Raw genomic sequence first — 19129 nt, 5'->3', positions numbered from 1 at the left:
CTGCAGAGAAAGACAACAGAACAAGTCTTATACAATCGAATCCATTGAAATCTCTTGGATTCGTTTCATAATGAAATAAACACATCATTATATTTATTATAGATCATGGCAAAAAATTATTATGAAGAGCTTGGTGTTTCAAGAGACGCCACAGCAGATGAAATCAAAAAAGCCTATCGGAAACTGGCGCGCAAATACCATCCTGACATTAGCAAAGAAGCCGATGCAGAAACTAAAATGCAGGCCATCAATGTTGCCTATGACACCCTAAGTGATAGCACCAAGAAAGCAGAATATGACCAAATGCTAGATCATCCTCAGGGCTTTTCTAATGCAGGTCAAGGCCAGCATAGTGGTTTTGATGGTTCACAGTTCTATCGTCAAAGCTCCGGTGATGGGGCTGACTTTAGTGGCTTTGAAGATTTATTTGGCCGTTTTGGTTCTGGCTTTGGCGGCGGACAACAACGTTCACAGCGCCAACAACGCAGCTATCGTGGTGAAGACCAGCACGCCAGCATTCAAGTTGATTTAGATATTGCCTATCACGGTTCAACTCAACAAATTACCCTACAGATTCCGACTTATAACGTCTATGGTGAACCTGAGGTACAACGTAAAACCTTGGAAGTTAAAATTCCAAAAGGCATGAAAGAAGGTCAACAAATCCGCCTCAATGGTCAAGGTCAAAGTGGTGTTAACGGCGGTGAAAATGGTGATCTGTATATCGAGATTCAATATAAAGATACTGATCGAATTCGTGTTGAAGGTGCTGATGTCTATCAAACCATTGATGTCAGTCCTTGGGAAGCAGGTATAGGGCAAAGTATAGAACTCAGCACCCCTGCTGGACAGCTCAAAGTAAATTTACCCAAAAATGCAAAAAATGGGCAACAACTACGTTTAAAAGACAAAGGAATTCCAAACAAAACTGCAGGACATTTGTACCTAATCATTAATATTGTTTTACCGCCAGTGCACAATGAGCAAGATCAGCAAGCTTATCAACAATTTGCCGATGCATTTGCTTCATTCCGACCTCGTGCCTCATAAGGAGTAAGATCATGACAACCATTCAATACAAAGAAATTCAATATGACGGTCACAGCCAAGTTGAAATCATTGATGAACAATTGGCACTTGATCTCGAACACTTCGCCGAAGCATGCGGTCAAAGTACCGACTGGGTATTAAAACTGATTGATTATGATATTTTGCAAATCTCTGTAGAACCACAAAGCTATCAGTTTATTGGTGAAGATGTCAGTCGAGCCAGACGTGCCTATCGTTTGCAACGCGACTTTGATGCCAGTTTGTCTGCTGTTGCGGTGATGCTGGATTTAATCGATGAAGTACAGCAACTTCGTAAACAACTCAAACATTTTCACTAAGCCATCATTAGAGCTTGACCAAGCCCAAACTATTTAAGCTTGGTCATTTTCTCCACTTCTTTCAGCGTTTGCTTAATCGGTTCATAATCCAAAAACCAGAGCAGATTAAAATTACGCTGCCGATGTTGCTGAGCCAACAAATCAATCACACTGCGTTCACCACGCCCAACCAAATGCTGTCGATAAAAATAATATAGCAACATCACTGTACTCATCAGCATCACACCCAGCATGATCCAAAAGCCAACAGGTGACTTCAGCCCAGGGATAAATTCAAAGTTCATCCCATAGACCCCAGTCAATAAAGTCAGTGGTGCAAAGATGGCGGTAATAATCGCCAAGATGCGCATGTTCTCATTGGTTTGATTGGCAATTGCAGAGAAATGCAAATCGATGGCTGATTGAATGGCATTTCTTAAACGTAGCGTATGCTTTTGCACCCGCTCCACATGACTCATCAAATCGTTCAGACGTACTAACAGAATATCTTGCGCTTTATGCTTATGTTCACCCACCACATGATGATAATTATCGACCAGTTCATCTCTAAATTCCTGCAAGGTTTCGATCTGCTCTTCACAGAGATTTTCGATTTGCTGAAAGGCCATATCTTCATGGAACAATTGATGCCACTGCTTAAAACGACGATTGCCCTGTAAAAGTTGTTGTTGCCAATATTCGACACGGCGGGTTAAGGGTGTGCGTAAATTCAGATAACCATCAATCATGCTATTCAATAAGCGTAAGCATAAATCTGCGGGGGTGCTGGCTAACTTACGTGGTTTATTCTGCTCGGTACTCGGTCGTCCCATAATGGTCTGAATACGCTGAATATAGCTCTCTACTGCCTGATTGCCCTGCTCTCTCACACTCACCAAAACCGTAGGTGTTAAGATAAAACTCATAGGTGTGGTCGCCAAACCAAAAACACTTTCATGTGATTCTGAAGCACTCTCATTTGCCAAAATCTGGTCGTCCGGGCTAATCAGTTTGCGAAACACCAACAGGTCATATTCCTCGACTGTATCAAATGCGCAAGGGTGTTCGATATTGAGTAAATCCCGCAAATGGAATTCATTCAGTACCAATCCTGTATGCTCATAAATATTCTTCTGCCAAGCCTCTGTATGATTCACCAGATCCTGCCTAAGACTATCAACCCATAAAAATTCAAGCGTATGTTCTGTTTGTTGTTCCGCACTGATAAAAATCGTATTTTCACTGTTATGACGATAAAAATAATAAAGTTGCATAGGACAATAGAGATTAGGATGGCGATAGAAATGCTGCCACGAAGCCAGATAAAAAGCTACGGCTATTACAGGACTGAAACGACATCCAATAAAAAAGCCTCACATGCACAGCATGGAGGCTTTTCCGAATCTCAGGAAGATTACACTTCTTTCTTTTCAATCACACCATATTTAAGGGCTTGGTCAAGTTGCTCTTTGTCCAAGGCATTGTCCCATTTTGCCACCACGATTGTGGCACAAGCATTACCCACCAAGTTGGTTAATGCACGGCATTCTGACATGAAACGGTCGATACCCAGAATCAATGCCATACCTGCGACTGGAATTGCAGGAACAACCGACAGGGTTGCAGCCAAGGTAATAAAGCCCGCACCAGTAATCCCTGCTGCACCTTTAGAGCTCAGCATCGCCACCAATAGAATGGTGATTTGTTGAGTGAGGGTTAACTCAATATTACAAGCTTGGGCAATAAACAATGCCGCCAAAGTCATGTAAATATTGGTACCATCCAGGTTAAATGAATAGCCTGTTGGAATGACTAAACCCACCACCGACTTTTCACAGCCCGCTTTTTCCATTTTTGCCATCAATGACGGTAATGCTGCTTCTGATGAGCTTGTTCCGAGTACCAACCAAAGTTCGTCTTTAATATAACGAATCAAGTCAATAATCGAGAAGCCGTTATAACGTGCCACTGCGCCCAAAATAATAATCACGAACAGCAAAGCAGTAATGTAGAAGGTCGCAATCAATAACATCAAATTACCGATTGAACTGATCCCATAAGCACCAATGGTAAAGGCCATGGCACCGAATGCACCAATCGGCGCAAACTTCATCAACATACCGACTAAGGTAAATACTGGCGTGGTGAGCTGCTGTAGAAAATCAGTGACTGGACGACCCAAATCACCTGATTTTGCCAATGCCAAACCAAACAATACCGCAACAAACAGGACTTGAAGAATTTGACCTGATACAAATGGACTGACCAATGTATCTGGAATAATATTCATCAAGAAGCCGGTAATGGTCGACTCATGTGCTTTGGCAGCATATTCATCTACTTTGGTACTGTGCAAGCTACTTGGATCAATATTTAGACCATGACCAGGTTCAATTACATTTCCGACGATGAGGCCCACAATCAAAGCCAAGGTTGAAAATGTCAGGAAGTAAATCATGGCCTTCGCGGTCACACGACCAACGCTGCCAAGATTTTTCATGCCTGCAATCCCTGTCACAACGGTCAGGAAAATTACAGGAGCAATAATCATTTTGACTAATTTAATGAAGGCTTCGCCCAATGGCTTTAAGCTTTCACCCAGTTCTGGGAAGAAATGACCTAATAATATCCCCGCGACAATCGCGAAGATGACTTGCACATAAAGAATCTGGTAAAACTTTGGTTTCTTTGGAGGTTGTTGGTCATCTTGACCTGTGGCGACATGATCGACAAGCATGTGCGATATTCCTTCATATTGAGATGAACAAATAGACTTCCGACTGTCTATTTAAAACCACATAAACACAGGCAGGCACGGAAATTTGGGGAATTCTACGTTAATTGTGGGGCACACAATTAAAGCATTAGACTAATGTCTAATATCAAGAAATTTTATGTTTATAGTTTTTAATTTTTATGTCTTTAACAATCATTTACTTAATAAAAAAGCGCATTGTTAAAACAATGCGCTTTTTTTAAGCAAAATGCTTGCTAGCATTAAGCTTGTTCAATGTCTTTCATTGTCAACTTGATACGACCACGGTTATCGACATCAGCAACTTGTACTTTAACGTCCTGACCTTCTTTTAATACGTCAGTCACATTCGCAATACGCTCATTTGAGATTTGTGAAATGTGAAGCAAACCATCAGTACCTGGCATGATATTGACGAATGCACCAAATTCAACGATACGAATGACTTTACCTGCGTAGATTGTACCTGGCTCAACTTCTGCAGTAAGCGCTTGGATTTTCGCAATCGCAGCTTTCGCAGCCGCTTTAGTTTCACCAAACACGCGTACAGTACCGTTATCTTCGATATCAATCGCCGCTTTAGTCTCTTCAGTAATCGCACGGATGGTTGCACCACCTTTACCAATCACGTCACGGATCTTGTCAGGGTTGATGTTGATCACTTCAAACGTTGGCGCATGTGCATTGATTTCTGAACGTGCACGTGAAATGACTTTGTTCATTTCATTCAGGATGTGCATACGACCAGCAAATGCTTGGTTTAATGCAACTTCCATAATCTCTTCAGTAATCCCTTCGATCTTGATGTCCATTTGAAGTGCAGTAATACCGTTGGCAGAACCTGCGACTTTAAAGTCCATATCACCTAAGTGATCTTCATCACCCAAGATGTCAGAAAGAACGGCAAAGCGCTCACCTTCTTTTACTAAGCCCATTGCGATACCCGCAACTGGTGCTTTCAATGGTACACCAGCATCCATAAGTGACAATGAAGCACCACATACAGAAGCCATAGAAGATGAACCGTTAGATTCAGTAATATCAGATACGATACGGATCACGTACGGGAAGCGATCAGCTGCAGGAAGAACTGCTTGAACACCACGACGTGCTAAACGACCATGACCGATTTCACGACGCTTAGGACCTGATTCACGACCCGTTTCACCGACAGAGTATGCAGGGAAATTGTAGTGCAACATAAAGTTGTCAGTTTTGGTACCAGACAACGTATCAACCATCAAGGCATCACGTGTATTACCCAAAGTCGTTGTAACCAATGCTTGAGTTTCACCACGGGTGAATAATGCAGAACCGTGCGCACGACCTAATACACCAACCTGAACGTCGATACCACGAACAGTCTTGGTATCACGACCATCGATACGCGGCTTACCAGATAAGATGTTGTCACGTACAGTACGGTATTTCAGATCTTCAAATAATTCGTTCACTTCATCAGCAATACCAGTTTCGTCATTTTCAGGAACAAACTGTGCAACTGCTTCTGCATAAAGTGCATCAAGTGCTGCATAACGATCTTGCTTTACTGCAATGGTATATGCTTCAGAAATTTTCGCTTCGAAAGCAGCTTTTAATTGCTCAAGAAGTGCTTCGTTTTTGCTTGGAGCAACCCAAGTAGATTCAACTGCGCCCGCAGCAGCAGCAAATTCTTTAATCGCTTGAACCGCAATTTGCATTTCGTCATGACCGAAAAGTACAGCGCCAAGCATTTGATCTTCTGAAAGTTCTTTCGCTTCAGATTCAACCATAAGCACAGCTGATTCTGTACCCGCAACTACAAGGTCAAGGTCAGATTGAGCAAGTTGTTCAAAATTCGGGTTAAGAACGTATTCACCATTGATTAAACCAACACGTGCGCCAGCAATTGGGCCACGGAACGGCGTACCCGCAATCGACAATGCTGCCGAAGCACCAAGCATCGCAGCGATATCAGCATCCATAGTTTTGTCAGAAGACACAACTGTTGCTGTTACTTGGATTTCGTTGAAATAACCTTCTGGGAACAACGGACGAATCGGACGGTCAATCAGACGTGAAATTAAAGTTTCAGCTTCAGACGCACGACCTTCGCGCTTACCGTAACCACCAGGGATACGGCCAGCAGCATATTGTTTTTCTTGATAGTTAACAGTTAGCGGGAAAAAGTCTTGACCCGCTTTTGCTTTAGGCTGAGCCACAACCGCAACGAGCACAGTCACACCACCCATAGTGACTAAAACTGTATTTGCTTGACGTGCAACGCGACCCGTTTCTAAAACAACTTGGTGTTGACCAAATTGGAATTCTTTACGAACGATATTAAACATTGACATGTATTATATTTTCCTAGTTTTATTCTAGTGAGACCCCTAAGGTTTGGCATTCAGACTACAACTGCTGTGTAGATAAATGACAAAGCTTAGAAGCCATCGCACTAGATCAAAATTTTAAATAAATTTAAACACAAAGAAGGAGCGAACAAGCGCCCCTTCTAAAGTCATCTAAGATAAATTAGATGAAACTCTCTTTTCAGCAATAAAGCATAGCAACATGCGAAATAGCGAAAACAAAGTAAAATCGAATTAACGACGTAAACCTAATGCGCCGATCAAAGCAACATAACGACCGTGATCTTTACCGTTTAAGTAGTCAAGTAATTTACGACGTTGGTTAACCATACGGATCAAACCACGACGGCTGTGATGGTCGTGTTTGTGTTCTTTAAAGTGACCTTGCAAATCATTGATTTGAGCAGTCAATAAAGCAACTTGTACTTCAGGTGAACCAGTGTCGTTTTCAGCACGAGCAAATTTAGCGATGATCTCTGCGCGATCAGTGTTAGTTAAAGCCATTCGATTTCTCCGAGATGCTTACAAAAATAAAATGATAATGATCAGTTGAAACCAACCGACTGCCGTGCATCACTACAGCAAGGCGCTTATTTTAAGTGATCTATCGCTATATTGCAAAATTGTTTTATATCCGCTGGCAATTCGGCAGCTGACAGCGCTATACAAAATAGGCACACTAGCCTGATTCTGTTTTCAATTTATGACAGAGAAGAAAGAAAACGAAAATATTGCGAGGGAATCGTGAAAATTTTATCAACCAATACCTGTTATGTACCACATGACTTAAATCAAGTCATTCGCAGTAAAGATGAAGTCTCGGCTGAATCGGGTGGCATGACTGAGAGACAAATTCAAAAGATATGGAACAGTGTTGAAGGTCTATATAAAACAGGCAATTATCCACTCATTACTTTATGTTTACGTCGTCAGGGGAAAATTCTTTTAAATCGTAGCATCGGTTATGCGCAAGGTAACTCTCCAGATGGCTTAGCCACCGATGCCAAGATTGGGACACCAGATACCCCAGTTTGCCTGTTCTCTGCCTCCAAAATGGTCACGGCGATGTTGATTCATATGTTGGATGAACGTGGTGAGCTAAATTTACTTGATCCGATTAGTTATTACATTCCGGAATATGGCGTAAATGGTAAACGTCGGGCGACCATTTTCCATTTGCTCTCCCATCGTGGTGGTATTCCACGTATCGACACTGAAGTCACACCAGAACTTCTGTTTAATCAAGATGATATTTTAAAACTGCTCTGTGCCGCCAAACCCGTTTCTCCTTCAGGGACTCATCTTGCCTACCATGCGGTTACCGCAGGTTATATTCTGGGTGAAATCGTTCAACGGGTAACAGGTCAAAGCGTTCGAGAGTTTTTGGCTGAACACATTGAAAAACCAATGGACTTGGATTATTTCAACTATGGTTTAAAACCTGAATATCGTGCCGATGTTGCCTTGAACTATGCCACAGGTATCCATCCAAGTTTAGGCACAGATCATTATCTCAATCATGTACTCGGTGGCGGTCTACAGCTTGCAGTCGATGTCACCAATGATACCCGTTTCATGGACACTATTTGCCCAGCTGGCAACATCTATACCAGTGCTGAACAAGCAGGACGTTTTTTTGAAATGCTATTAAGTGGCGGAGAATATCAGGGCAAACAAATTATGACTGCTCAAACCGTATTCCGCTCCACCCTGCCAACCTCTGGTGTTAGCTTAGATCGTACCTTATTAGCACCAATGCGCTATGCGCTGGGTCCAATGCTCGGCAGTAATCCTGTCGGCTTGTTTGGCCCAATGACAGGACAAGCTTTTGGCCATATTGGCTTTTCCAATATTCTATGCTGGGCTGATCCTGAACGGGATATCAGTGTATCGCTGTTAACCACAGGCAAATCTGTGGTCGGTACCCACTTACCAGCCTTAGCAAAAACACTTTATCAAATCTCAACCAACTGCCCAAAGATTCCAAAAAATCAACGTCGTTCACTATTTGCAACCGATCGTACCGAAGCAGACTTGGTCTAAGGGCTATTCATCCAAATCACACGCACAAAAAAGCCCAAGTTAAACTTGGGCTTTTGCGCTTGAACTTATCATTCTTCTTAATTTTGTTATTTTTTATTCTTTTTTTCTATACCATTCAGACCCTCTGAATGCAGACTCCACACCCTTCTCTTTTATTGTTCTTTCTCTTGCTATTCGCTTTTCCTATACCGACTATTCTGTCAGATTCAATTGTGAAGAAAAATAGCATTTCTCTTATCTCTGTGTAAGAAAAAACGTACAAGTCTGTATAACATTTAACTTAATAATAACAAAAAATTGTCAGACAATAAGTTTTATATTTCTTCCTTTTATTTGATCATTGAATTGAAGCGAAATAGACTCACATTCTGAAAAGCATGAATTTTCACATATTCTCAGAATACTTTATGAACGATATAGATTATGTTGATTTTATAGTGAATTTTGACATGAAAATAAAAAAGCCCTGTAGTCTCTCCCAAAACTACAAGGCTTAGCGGCTGTAAGTTTCCTCTTTTATCACTTACTTCACTGTAAGTTCGCTGTCATACGACGTTATTATTATATTTTTGCGATTTACCTAGCTTTCCATGCTAGGCTCTTTGTGTGTACATAATCTCAAAAACCTTGCGCTTGCTCTAGCGACAATATCTCGAATCCTTGTAAGCTTTTACTTACAAAATAGTGAATTCTAAAGAATAAGTTCACAATCTGTTCAAATTGATCTTTTGCACTAAACCGCTACGGCGAACAGTCCGTATCGTCAATGCCTGCTGCAAAGCCTTTGAATCAGCCAAAATACTCACCACTTTTTTAGCACGGGTGACTGCGGTATAGATCAATTCCTGACTCAACAGCTTCTCGGCATGCGCATCTAAAACAATCGCGGTATGGGTAAATTCCGAACCTTGTGATTTATGAATGGTTAAAGCAAAGGCGGTTTGCATACTGCGTGGCAGTCGATGCGCTGCAATCCATTTATTTAAGCTTAGAAAAAGGACTTCAAATTGCTGTGACTGGGTGCGATGTTTAAAACAGATCCCGATATCACCATTAGAAATCCCAAGCTGATAGTCATTATAGGTCATCATTACAGGACGCCCGATATACCAGTCTCCAACAGCAATTTGTTTGAGTTGCTGATTGAGCCAATGCCCGGCATAACGATTCAGTTGCTCAATTCCCAATGGCCCATGCCGAACTGCCGTTAAGATTCGATAATCATCAAAGGCTTGAATCACCTTCTGGATGTGCTCGGCAGGTTCATCTGCCTGTATATAATGTTTCAAAGCTTCGATATAAGCTTGAAATCCAGCCATTAACTGATGTTGATAAGGTTCAATCTCCACATCCTGCTGCTCGGGTAGATATTCCAACTGGATCAGGTCAGGCATATCTTTATTTAAGGAAATCGTTTGCAAAGATGCAGCCTGAACAATTTCCGCCTCTAGTTTTGATAAAACTAAATCAGGGCTGCTGAAATCTTGCTGGGCCTGAATAAATCGTGCGAATTGCCCAATCTTGGCTTCACCAGAGAAACGACGGCTGGTCTGTAGCTGGACTCGGTTTTCAGCCAATGCCTGTACTTGCTGTAAATCAGCCAAAACTGAGCCGACATCAACCGAAGCCAACTGATTGGCATCACCAAGCAAAATAATTCGGCATTGATCTGGGACTGCTTCAAATAACAGGGTTGCCAAATTTAAATCCAGCATGGAGGCTTCATCCACCACAATCACATCATATGGCAGAGGCTGTTTGGGATGAAAGCGTGGCATTTGTCGATTGCCCATGCCCAGTAAACGGTGCAAGGTCTGCGTGGTTTGATTACGCAACTCATCTGTAATTAAACCTGATTCCAATAATTTTGGATCATTCAATGAGTTCTGTAATGCTTCCTGCATACGTTGCGCGGCTTTACCTGTCGGTGCTGCCATGGCAATACGAATATCAGGTATGGTCTGGTTGAGGGCTGCAATAATACGTGCCAAGGTATAGGTTTTACCTGTCCCTGGCCCGCCGGTAATAATGCTCAGGCCTTGTTGCAGCACCATTTTCAGTGCAGCCTGCTGGTGCACGTCACTCAATAAGTCTTGATAATGTTCGGTATCAACAACCTGAATCGTTTGTCGCTTTAATCGACAAATCTGCTGTGCGAGGCGTTGCTCTAGATGCCAATATCGGTATAATGCCAAGCCCTGCTGATCATAGACACACGGCGCGACTTGCGTCACTGCAATTTCACTCGAAATGGCCAAATCAGCCAGTGCTTCAATCTGTGCTGGATCAGCCTCAATACAACTGTCGCCTTGTAAACTGGCTTCAACCAGTTGTTGTAGTACCTGTGCAGCGTTAACTGATTGAGTAGATTGAGAAAATGGTGCTTGTGAGAGATAGTCACTCCACATATTTAACCATGTCATTTGTGCTGACTGATCATCAACTTGTTTGTCCACAGAGTTATCCTCAAACTTACCCACACGCTTGTCCACAAGGTTATAAACAGAGTTATTCACAAGCTAAGCTTTTGTTTAATTTAAAATCACGCACTTTATCTACACCATTTTTCCAGCTTTATCCTCAGAAAAATATCCAAGTATTGCATCCAAACGCAAGATAAACTCATCCTCAGGCTTCCAGTAGTAACAGCCTTGCTTCGCCTGCCCATTCATGCCGCGCAAATACAGATAAGATGCGCCACCCAAATGCAGCTGCATCTCATAATCCTGCAATTTCACCGACAGATAACGATGTAGTGCCACCAGATATAACGCCGCTTGTAACCAGTAACTCGACAGCGACATACTTTCTGCAATTTGAGTAGCCTGATAATCCAGTTGCTCTGCCCCCAGATAATTACTCTTATAATCGGCGATATGGTAACGCTGGCCATCGAAGTAAACCAAGTCAATAGAGCCATTTAAGTAACGGGCAGATTTAGCCTCAAGTAACTCAGGCATTTCGATACCATATTCCTCAAAAAGCTGCTGTACACGCTGCATCGCCAGCACTCGATCCGATAAAGCCAGATAGAAAGGACATTCCGACAAGTACTGTCCTGCAGCTAATTGCTTTAACTGAAAGCCCTGATTCAGTGGCGTATGTAATACCTCACCAAGCCAATCAGCAATCCATTGATACAGTTGCTGCTCGCTATTTTCTTGTTCAGGGAAATGCTGTTGATATTGTAATAGTAGCTCTGACCATAAACTTTGATAGGTATTTTTAAAACGACGGCGAATTTCTTCCACCCACATGTGGGGTTGCTGAAACTCAATCTGCTCAAAAATCTCATGCAGGAAATTACCTGCCAAGGTCCCTTTCGGGAAATACTGTTTAATCCAGGCAATCGGCTGAGCCGTGGTTTTATTTTCCAATTCTGCAAGATTCAACTCATCTTCAGCTTGCTCAAAATCAATATCGATATTGGCCAAGCGATCAGCCCGAGTCGCTTTATGCTTTAAATGTTGTGCCAGATAGCTAAAACTGGTTTTTCCGCGTGCATAAAAACGTTGTGTCGGCAGTGTTTGGGCCAACAGTACACGCTGTTGTTGAGTTTGTTGCATCTGTAAGGCTTGTGGTCGCGCTAAGATCAGCTCAGCATCGGCACTATAGGGATGTTGAAAGTTATCGCCCTGACTCTTCCAAAAAGCCAAACCTGAAAACTTATTTTTATCGCCTTTTTCCGGTTCAAACACGGCATAAACACGGTGACTGGCACGTGTCAGTGCCACATACCACAACCGATTTTGTTCCGCCAAAGCACGTTGCTGATGTTGATCCAGCTCAGTCTGCTGTAAAAAGTTTTTATCTGCCACTGCCACTACCCGTTGCGTCCGTATTTGCCCCGTTTCAGGCAACTGGATTTCAGTGGTAGAAAAATTCAGTGTTTTCTGTACTTCAGCAAAGGCCTTATTCGCCCCCAGTAAAAAGACGATTTTAAACTCCAAGCCTTTGGACTGATGAATGGTCATCAGTTGCACACCCGCTTCACTGGACAGCTTATGTTCAAGCTCCCAATCGCGATCACTTGGCGAATTTAATTGTTTTAAATACCAGTGATACAGGTTTTGCATCCCTTGAACGTGTTCACTGTGCTGACTCAAGAGATCAGTGAGGTGGCGTAGATTCACCACGGCACGTTCATTGTCTTTACTTTGTGTGGCCACCAGTTGCTGCCAAAGACCAAACTGATTTAGGCAACGCTGCCATGCCGATAAAAAGCCCTGATTCAGCCACATTTCACGTATGTCATCAAACTGCTGAATATAATCACTCAAGCCTTCTGCACTTTGTTCTAAGGCCAATAGTCGAGCCAGATCAAAGCCAAATAAACGGCTGAGCAAAGCCCGTTTGAGCTTGGCTTCATCATAAGGATGAAGCAACGCCGTGAGCAAAGCCCCCACATCCTGTGCAATACTGGAATCAAACACACTGCGTTTCGATGGTCGATTGACCCGAATCCCCATACGTTCCAATACATATTGCACTTCATCCAGTTGGCGATGGCTACGCGAAAGAATGGCAATATCATCTTCATCAATCGCAGTCGGGACATCACCCTCTAAATACAATTGCTTTAAATAGGCTTGGTTGAGTAAGTGCTGAATCTGCCACGCCACCTGTGTGGCCTGTTCATTGCCTTCGTGTAGTTGTACCCAACGTAAAGGTTGCGGATTAAATTGTGCATTTTCAACCAAGGCAGGGTGCGGACGTGAACCCGCTTGAATCGGGTCATAGCTGACCTGCTCACCAAAATCGATCTGGCGTTGAAATAGCAGATCCACCACTTCCACCAGCTCTTTCACCGAACGGTGGTTATGCACCAACTTATACTCACGCCCCTGTTTGGCCATAATATCCTGATAAGCATTCAGGAAGGTCAGCATATCGCCACCACGGAAACCATAAATCGCCTGCTTACGGTCACCCACCATAATCATGCAGCCTTTTTGATAACGTTGCGGATGGCGCCAGATACTGGCCAACATATCATCTTGATCTTGGTTGGTATCCTGAAATTCATCCACCAGAATCAATGGATAGCGTGACTGTACAAATACCGCGAAACGTTGTCCTTGCTCGCCTTTTAAAGCTTCAGACAAGGTCTTGATTTGTTGAGCAAAGGTGGTCTCCCCTTTTTGTTGCAACACTTGAGGCAAACGCTTTTTGACTTCAACACATAAATAGGCTTTTAAATAGACCTGTAACTGCTCAAATTCTTGCTGAGTCTGCTGCACAGCTTGAAACAGCTTTTGCAATTGCAACACGCATGGATGTTGATAGAAGCCCTCGGCAATTTCCGCAGGACATTTCTTAAAAATTTTTTGTGCTTCGAGTTTGTCTAAAAACTTAAATACCGCATCACGTGCATCGGCAAAATAGGCATCAAAGATCTGTATATTCTCAGGACGATTGAGTGCAGTTAATAAGGGCGGCAAGGATTCTGCAAACAATTTATGAAAGGCATTGTTACGGAAAGAAGCACCATTGATATGTGCATAATAGGCGCCCTCTAACTGGAAGTATTCAGCCAAGCTGCTCAGGTCAATCTGCTGTGCTTGCTGTTGCCACTGCTGCAACTGAGCCAACTCAATCTCAGGCATGGCAGGCAGTTTAAATTGTGCCGAACTAAAATTCAGCGAGCTTTCCACCATCCCGACAAAATGATCGACACTTTTCAGCCCCCCCACACTATACAAGGCATTGATTACTTGCTGTGGTTGGGTCTGAATCCATTCCCGCAACACATCATGAATCAATTGACGGGTATAGCTTTTGGCATCCTCTGTGATTTCAGCGCGTTCGATTTTGCCACTTTCAAAGGCAAACTCACGCAATAGCTTTTGACTAAAACTATCCAAGGTTCCAACAAACAATTCATCCAATTGATCGATGACCAATTTTAGCCGTTCACAGGCATAGGCAATTCGTGGTGCAAAGTTTTGTAAGACCTGCTGTTTTAATGGATCAGACTCTTGCAATGCCTTGGCCTGAATATCTTGTTCCAATACATCACGGAAAGGCTCTAAATACGTCAGTATTTCAACCAGACGCAAACGAATACGCGTTTTAAGTTCTGCTGCTGCGGCACGGGTAAAAGTAGTGGCAATCACCTGATTGGGCAAATATTTCTCTAAGAAAATCCGCACCATCAAACTGGATAGTGTATAAGTTTTACCTGTGCCTGCTGAGGCTTCAATCAGATGTAAGCCTTCAAATTGAATATCACCAATCGGCTGATAAGACACGGGATACTTTGAGTTCATGTCTTACTCCACCCGTAAAAATTCAAAAATCGGTTGATATAAAGCAAAGGAATAATGATCACAGGCATACTGTAATAAAGCAGTTGCATCTTGCTCTTGCAAAATAAACTGCCAATCGCGGTGCAATTTACAGGCCTCATTCTGGGTCATATCAAAACCCGAGAAATCACCCGTATCATTCCAGTCTTTCAATACTTGCTTTTGACTCTCTTCAGTTAACACCTGAGTTGAATCCAGCTCAATCCATTCATATTGTTTGCCCTTTTCTAAAGGCTTTAACACTAAGGCAGCAGGCAAGACCACAGGCTGCTGCTGTGCATCGTGCCAAAGCTGTAACCATGCCTTTAAATAATGCTGTGCCTGTTGTGAACTTAGGCCTTCACAAATCACGGTCTGATCGCTAAACACTACAATTCGACGCTTCTCTGTAGCAGCGTCACTATTGATTAGCACCAACCAAAGCAGATATTCCAGCCAGACTCTGGCAAAGCGCTTGGCACGTGCACTTGACGCCTCCAAACTGACCCAATCTTGAGTCAATTGTTTCGGGGTCACACAGGCGATTTGTAATTGTTTCGAGACCCGCCAAACCCGTTGTGTGGTTTCAGTTGGTGCTGGGGCATACTGCTGCAAGCGCTCCAACAAGCGTTGCTGCTCTAAGCGACTTTGCTGCCAAGCACTGTGCTGAACTTTGCCAACGGGCAACTGATCTTGCAACAGACTTGGAGAGAGCTGGTCATCCTGCTGCTGTAAAAAATGCCGAATGGCATATTTACCGAGACCATCGAGTAATAATGGTTCAGCTTGATCGGCCAATTCTTTTGCTATTAAATTTTCCACACCTAAGGTCTTTAAATACAGCCGCGCAGGGAAACTGATATCTTGAATCCATTGCTGACTCTCCAAAATAATCATTTCATTTTGTTCAACAGGATAGGCGGTATTGGCCCACGCCTGCCGCTCACCTTTGACTTGCTGAATTTGTGACGCGACCTTAAACCATTGGTCTTGGAAGCGCACAGGTCGATCCGAAACAAAGCCGAGTGGATCGAACGGTTGTAAACGATGTAAATGATACAACGGATAAAGCTGTGCCGGGACTTGCAAAGCATCTAATCCGGCTAGATCCACTTCGGCTAAAGGAGGGCCATCTTCGCTGCTCGTCGGTTTTACAATCAAAGCCAAATGATCACGGAACCCCTGCAACACACTGGATGGCTCTCTGACTTCGCCATCATTGAGATCAAAGCCATTATAAAACAGCCAAACCTGTTCTTGTGCTAATAAGATGGCATCCAAAAATGCCCCCTGATCATCCTCCAAACGAGAACGATCACCCAATTGCTGACGCAGTGCATCCATCAAATCAAACGGAATATGACTGTCCCGATTTGGAAATTTGCCTGTATCCAGGTTCAGCAACACAATCAGCCGATAAGGAATCGGGCGAATCTGTCCAATCTGACTAAAGGTAATTTGTCCTGTCGGTTCAACTTGTGCGGACTGGCTTTCTAAAGCACGTTGAATTTCTTCGATGATATAAGGCAATGGTAAAGAAATTTGGCGCAACTGTGTTTCAGCATCTTCGTAGTAGCTGGCCAAGGTCAGCATCCGTTCTTGTTTCTGAATAATTTCACGAATTGCTTTTAAAGCAACCACATCGGCTTGCTCAAACTCTTGCACATCCTGTTTGATGCGCTGTAGCCAAAACTCGACCGGCAAACGTTGGCCTTGTTCATGTGCCAGCAGCCAATCACGTCGAAGCGCTAAATCGCGATAGATCTGAATCAGAATCCCAATCAGTTCAAAATCACTTGGCTGTACCAAGGCATAACTGAGCATCTCCTGCACCATCACATGGGCAGGCACGGCAATCCCAAGCGCCAAACGATCGAGGGCAAATTTAAAACTATAACGATAGTCTTGATCGTCATCACTGAGCGTTTGTTTTAAATGTTCAGCATCCAAACCACGCTTAAAGCCAGCATCATCGAGTAAACTCAAAATCCGTTGTGCCTGCGTATAATCTAGCCCATAACGTTGTTGCGTCGCGGAAAGATTGAGCCAATCAGCAAAATCATCCTGCGTAAAACGACCTTGTGTCAATTGCAAGCGTCCAAGTACAGCACGCCATGCATTTAAGGCATCTAACTGCGCCACCCCTGCTATTTTAACGGGTAAAAAGACTTCATGTTCATTTGCAACTGCAGGAAAGACACTGCGAATTAAAGGCTCAAGCTCGGCTAGATTCGGGGTCAAAACCAGCACATCACTTGGGCGACGCGGTGTCGTATCTGTTTGAGACAGCCAATGCAGCAACTGCTCTTTTAAGACTTCGAGCTGTCGTACACTGGAATGGCAAACATGGATCTGAATTGATTCATCCTCAGGTGCAAGTTCATATTGCTGGGGCTGAGGTTCAGCTAAATAGAAAATATCCGACTGAATTTTACCGAGTAGCGTTTCAGGAAACTGTTCTACAAAGGCATCGACCCATTTACCCTCTTCTCCTGTTGCCAGTTGTGATAACAGGGAAAAATGATCACGCGCTTGCTTACCTAAACGTGTCAGTAAGGGATGCCGAGACTCTCGATTTAAGGCATTAAACCCCAGACTAAAACTGTCGAAGAATGCTGCAATGTCTACATCACTGGCATGGGGATGTTTGGCGATATAGCGCTCTTTCACGCCAAGGTCATAACGCTTTTTCCAGAGTGGATCGACACTGTCGGCCCAATATTCCTGCGATGGGTTATAGTGCAGAATCACCACATCCAGATACTGCCCCAAACGACGTAAAAATTGCAGTTGGCTCGGTGGTAAATCTAAAATCGTAAATACAACCACCTGACTCGGCAATTGTGCTAAAGCTCGTGATCGTGTCTGCTGATTGTCTAGAAGCTGCCAGAAATCAGCATCAATGCTTTGTATTTCAACAAAATCATCATGAAAGTAGTTTTGCCACAACCAACGCTGCCAAGCTTCTAATTGTTCGGTTTGTTGTAAGCTAAAGGCTGAAGTTTGTTGATCTGTTTGAGCAATCAATTGTTCGATATTTAAGGCTTTGTTCTGTCCCCAAATCGCTAGCCAATTCCCTGCACAAGTACAATTGCTTTGGCAGCCGCGTTGACAATGACCGCGATAAATCATGTAGTTGTTAAACAGTTGTGAAACCTGCTCCGCAACCCAATACAACATGCTCTGTTTTTTAATTTGTTTTTCAGTGCCTTTTTGCAGTTGATCGGCACTGGCATAAATCCGTTGCACAATTGAATATAAAGGGTGCTCATCCGCAACAGTATTCTGTTCGGGTTGAATAAAAGGCTGTAAGGCTTGATGAATACGCCACTTTAAAATCAAACGCGGAATATTGGCTTTCCGCACTTGCTCTTTATTTTCCAAAACTTGTTGGTAGGCATACCATTGAAAACCACGAATGCGTTGGTGAAATTGATAGTTGGCGGTCATGCCTTGTTGTTCGGCAATTTTTTGCGTCAACCATTGTTCTTGTGCAGGACTCGGGACAATAAAATGCTGGGTTTTAAACACCTGAAAGGGTGTCGTACTCGGTTGGGTAATTGATGCCATCACACCTTGTAATAATACGTCAAGGCGTTGACTTTGAATAACATGAATCCCCATGCGTTAATATAACCTCATCACAAAACGATCATTTAGTTGCACAAAATCGTACATATTCATCACTATACAACTTCAAATCACTATGTCACGCTAAACACACAAGGAAATAAAAAAATTGTTTTGAAATTCACCCTGCCATGCGATTGAATGTAGTATCAAGGGATAGACTTTAGGTATAACTTTATGAAAATTGAAAAAATTCCTGATTCCATTGATCCAAGCCTAAACTTGGAACAGATTCGTGAAGAATGTCTGGAACTGGCCAAGAAACGTGCCTATTGGTCAGCGGGTGCAGCGATTGTACCGATTCCATTTTTTGATGTTGTGGTGGACTTGGGGATGCTGACACAAGTAATCCCCTATATTAATGCCCGCTTTGGTCTCGCTCCTGAACATATCAGTGTTTATGATCCTGAAACCAAAAAAGTTCACTGGGATGAATTACGTAAACGTGGTTTTGAGTTTTCAGGTTTTGTGGTGGCACGTACTGCCATGAAAAAATCATTTAATGGTTTTTTCACCAAAATCGCCACTAAACAAGTGACTAAATTTATTCCTTTAGGCGGGCAACTTGTTGCAGCCAGTTTAGGCTATTTCATGATGCGTAAAATTACCGAAGCGCATGTACAAGATTGCTATAACCTTGCCAAGCGTATTCAGCAAAAAAGTCGCAGTAGCATTGTAGCTTAAAGTTACAATGGT

At 43.0% G+C, this 19129-nt stretch carries 11 protein-coding genes; 4 read left to right on the top strand and 7 right to left on the bottom strand.

Going from position 1 to position 19129, the window contains the following annotated elements; genetic code table 11:
• The first annotated feature begins 105 nt into the window (after positions 1-105).
• Together WA352_RS08740 and WA352_RS08735 are read left to right on the top strand one after the other, a co-directional pair.
• Entirely contained in the window at positions 106-1050 is a 945-nt protein-coding gene (locus tag WA352_RS08740; protein ID WP_225761781.1) for a DnaJ C-terminal domain-containing protein, read from the top strand.
• Between the two features lie 11 nt (positions 1051-1061).
• Positions 1062-1388, top strand: coding sequence for a chaperone modulator CbpM (locus WA352_RS08735; RefSeq protein ID WP_004802375.1), 327 nt, complete (start codon positions 1062-1064; stop codon positions 1386-1388).
• A gap of 29 nt (positions 1389-1417) precedes the next feature.
• Here WA352_RS08735 and WA352_RS08730 read toward each other — a convergent pair whose 3' ends face one another.
• From WA352_RS08730 to rpsO, 4 genes are all read right to left on the bottom strand, one after another.
• The gene (locus tag WA352_RS08730) at positions 1418-2641 is read right to left on the bottom strand and encodes a magnesium transporter CorA family protein (RefSeq protein WP_005315010.1); all 1224 of its coding nucleotides are present in this window, start codon (positions 2639-2641) and stop codon (positions 1418-1420) included.
• 140 nt (positions 2642-2781) lie between these two features.
• Complete coding sequence (locus tag WA352_RS08725; protein ID WP_005315007.1) at positions 2782-4104, bottom strand: dicarboxylate/amino acid:cation symporter; 1323 nt, start codon at positions 4102-4104, stop codon at positions 2782-2784.
• A gap of 260 nt (positions 4105-4364) precedes the next feature.
• The gene (gene pnp, locus WA352_RS08720) at positions 4365-6452 is read right to left on the bottom strand and encodes a polyribonucleotide nucleotidyltransferase (RefSeq protein WP_171066419.1); all 2088 of its coding nucleotides are present in this window, start codon (positions 6450-6452) and stop codon (positions 4365-4367) included.
• A gap of 255 nt (positions 6453-6707) precedes the next feature.
• Positions 6708-6977 carry a 30S ribosomal protein S15 gene (gene rpsO / locus WA352_RS08715; RefSeq protein WP_004656162.1) on the bottom strand — a complete coding sequence of 90 codons (270 nt, stop codon included), beginning with the start codon at positions 6975-6977 and terminating at the stop codon, positions 6708-6710.
• Positions 6978-7217: 240 nt separating this feature from the next.
• Here rpsO and WA352_RS08710 point away from each other — a divergent pair, with 240 nt between their 5' ends.
• Positions 7218-8516, top strand: a complete 1299-nt coding sequence (locus WA352_RS08710; RefSeq protein ID WP_005315005.1) for a serine hydrolase domain-containing protein — start codon at positions 7218-7220, stop codon at positions 8514-8516.
• A gap of 704 nt (positions 8517-9220) precedes the next feature.
• Here WA352_RS08710 and recD read toward each other — a convergent pair.
• From recD to WA352_RS08695, 3 genes are all read right to left on the bottom strand, one after another.
• Positions 9221-10939 (bottom strand): exodeoxyribonuclease V subunit alpha, encoded by a 1719-nt coding sequence (recD, locus tag WA352_RS08705; RefSeq protein ID WP_277607266.1) that lies wholly within the window; start codon positions 10937-10939, stop codon positions 9221-9223.
• Between the two features lie 132 nt (positions 10940-11071).
• Complete coding sequence (locus WA352_RS08700; RefSeq protein WP_005315001.1) at positions 11072-14785, bottom strand: UvrD-helicase domain-containing protein; 3714 nt, start codon at positions 14783-14785, stop codon at positions 11072-11074.
• A gap of 3 nt (positions 14786-14788) precedes the next feature.
• Positions 14789-18427: an exodeoxyribonuclease V subunit gamma gene (locus WA352_RS08695; protein WP_005314999.1), complete on the bottom strand. Its 3639-nt coding sequence runs from the start codon at positions 18425-18427 to the stop codon at positions 14789-14791.
• Between the two features lie 183 nt (positions 18428-18610).
• On the opposite strand from WA352_RS08695, the gene WA352_RS08690 reads away from it, so the two are divergent.
• Complete coding sequence (locus tag WA352_RS08690; RefSeq protein WP_005314996.1) at positions 18611-19117, top strand: hypothetical protein; 507 nt, start codon at positions 18611-18613, stop codon at positions 19115-19117.
• Positions 19118-19129 lie beyond the last annotated feature (12 nt).

The sequence above is a fragment of the Acinetobacter sp. 102 genome, from assembly GCF_037028485.1.
GTDB classification, from domain to species: Bacteria; Pseudomonadota; Gammaproteobacteria; order Pseudomonadales; family Moraxellaceae; genus Acinetobacter; species Acinetobacter higginsii.
Note: the sequence above shows the minus strand (reverse complement) of the source record. Positions and strands in the feature narration are given on the sequence as shown.

What these genes read in the sequence shown, in the direction of transcription:
- recD (WP_277607266.1), bottom strand. Translation starts at nt 10,939, where the DNA reads ATGACATGGTTAAATATGTGGAGTGACTATCTCTCACAAGCACCATTT.
- WA352_RS08695 (WP_005314999.1), bottom strand. Translation starts at nt 18,427, where the DNA reads ATGGGGATTCATGTTATTCAAAGTCAACGCCTTGACGTATTATTACAA.
- WA352_RS08725 (WP_005315007.1), bottom strand. Translation starts at nt 4,104, where the DNA reads ATGCTTGTCGATCATGTCGCCACAGGTCAAGATGACCAACAACCTCCA.
- rpsO (WP_004656162.1), bottom strand. Translation starts at nt 6,977, where the DNA reads ATGGCTTTAACTAACACTGATCGCGCAGAGATCATCGCTAAATTTGCT.
- WA352_RS08730 (WP_005315010.1), bottom strand. Translation starts at nt 2,641, where the DNA reads ATGCAACTTTATTATTTTTATCGTCATAACAGTGAAAATACGATTTTT.
- WA352_RS08740 (WP_225761781.1), top strand. Translation starts at nt 106, where the DNA reads ATGGCAAAAAATTATTATGAAGAGCTTGGTGTTTCAAGAGACGCCACA.
- WA352_RS08690 (WP_005314996.1), top strand. Translation starts at nt 18,611, where the DNA reads ATGAAAATTGAAAAAATTCCTGATTCCATTGATCCAAGCCTAAACTTG.
- pnp (WP_171066419.1), bottom strand. Translation starts at nt 6,452, where the DNA reads ATGTTTAATATCGTTCGTAAAGAATTCCAATTTGGTCAACACCAAGTT.
- WA352_RS08735 (WP_004802375.1), top strand. Translation starts at nt 1,062, where the DNA reads ATGACAACCATTCAATACAAAGAAATTCAATATGACGGTCACAGCCAA.
- WA352_RS08700 (WP_005315001.1), bottom strand. Translation starts at nt 14,785, where the DNA reads ATGAACTCAAAGTATCCCGTGTCTTATCAGCCGATTGGTGATATTCAA.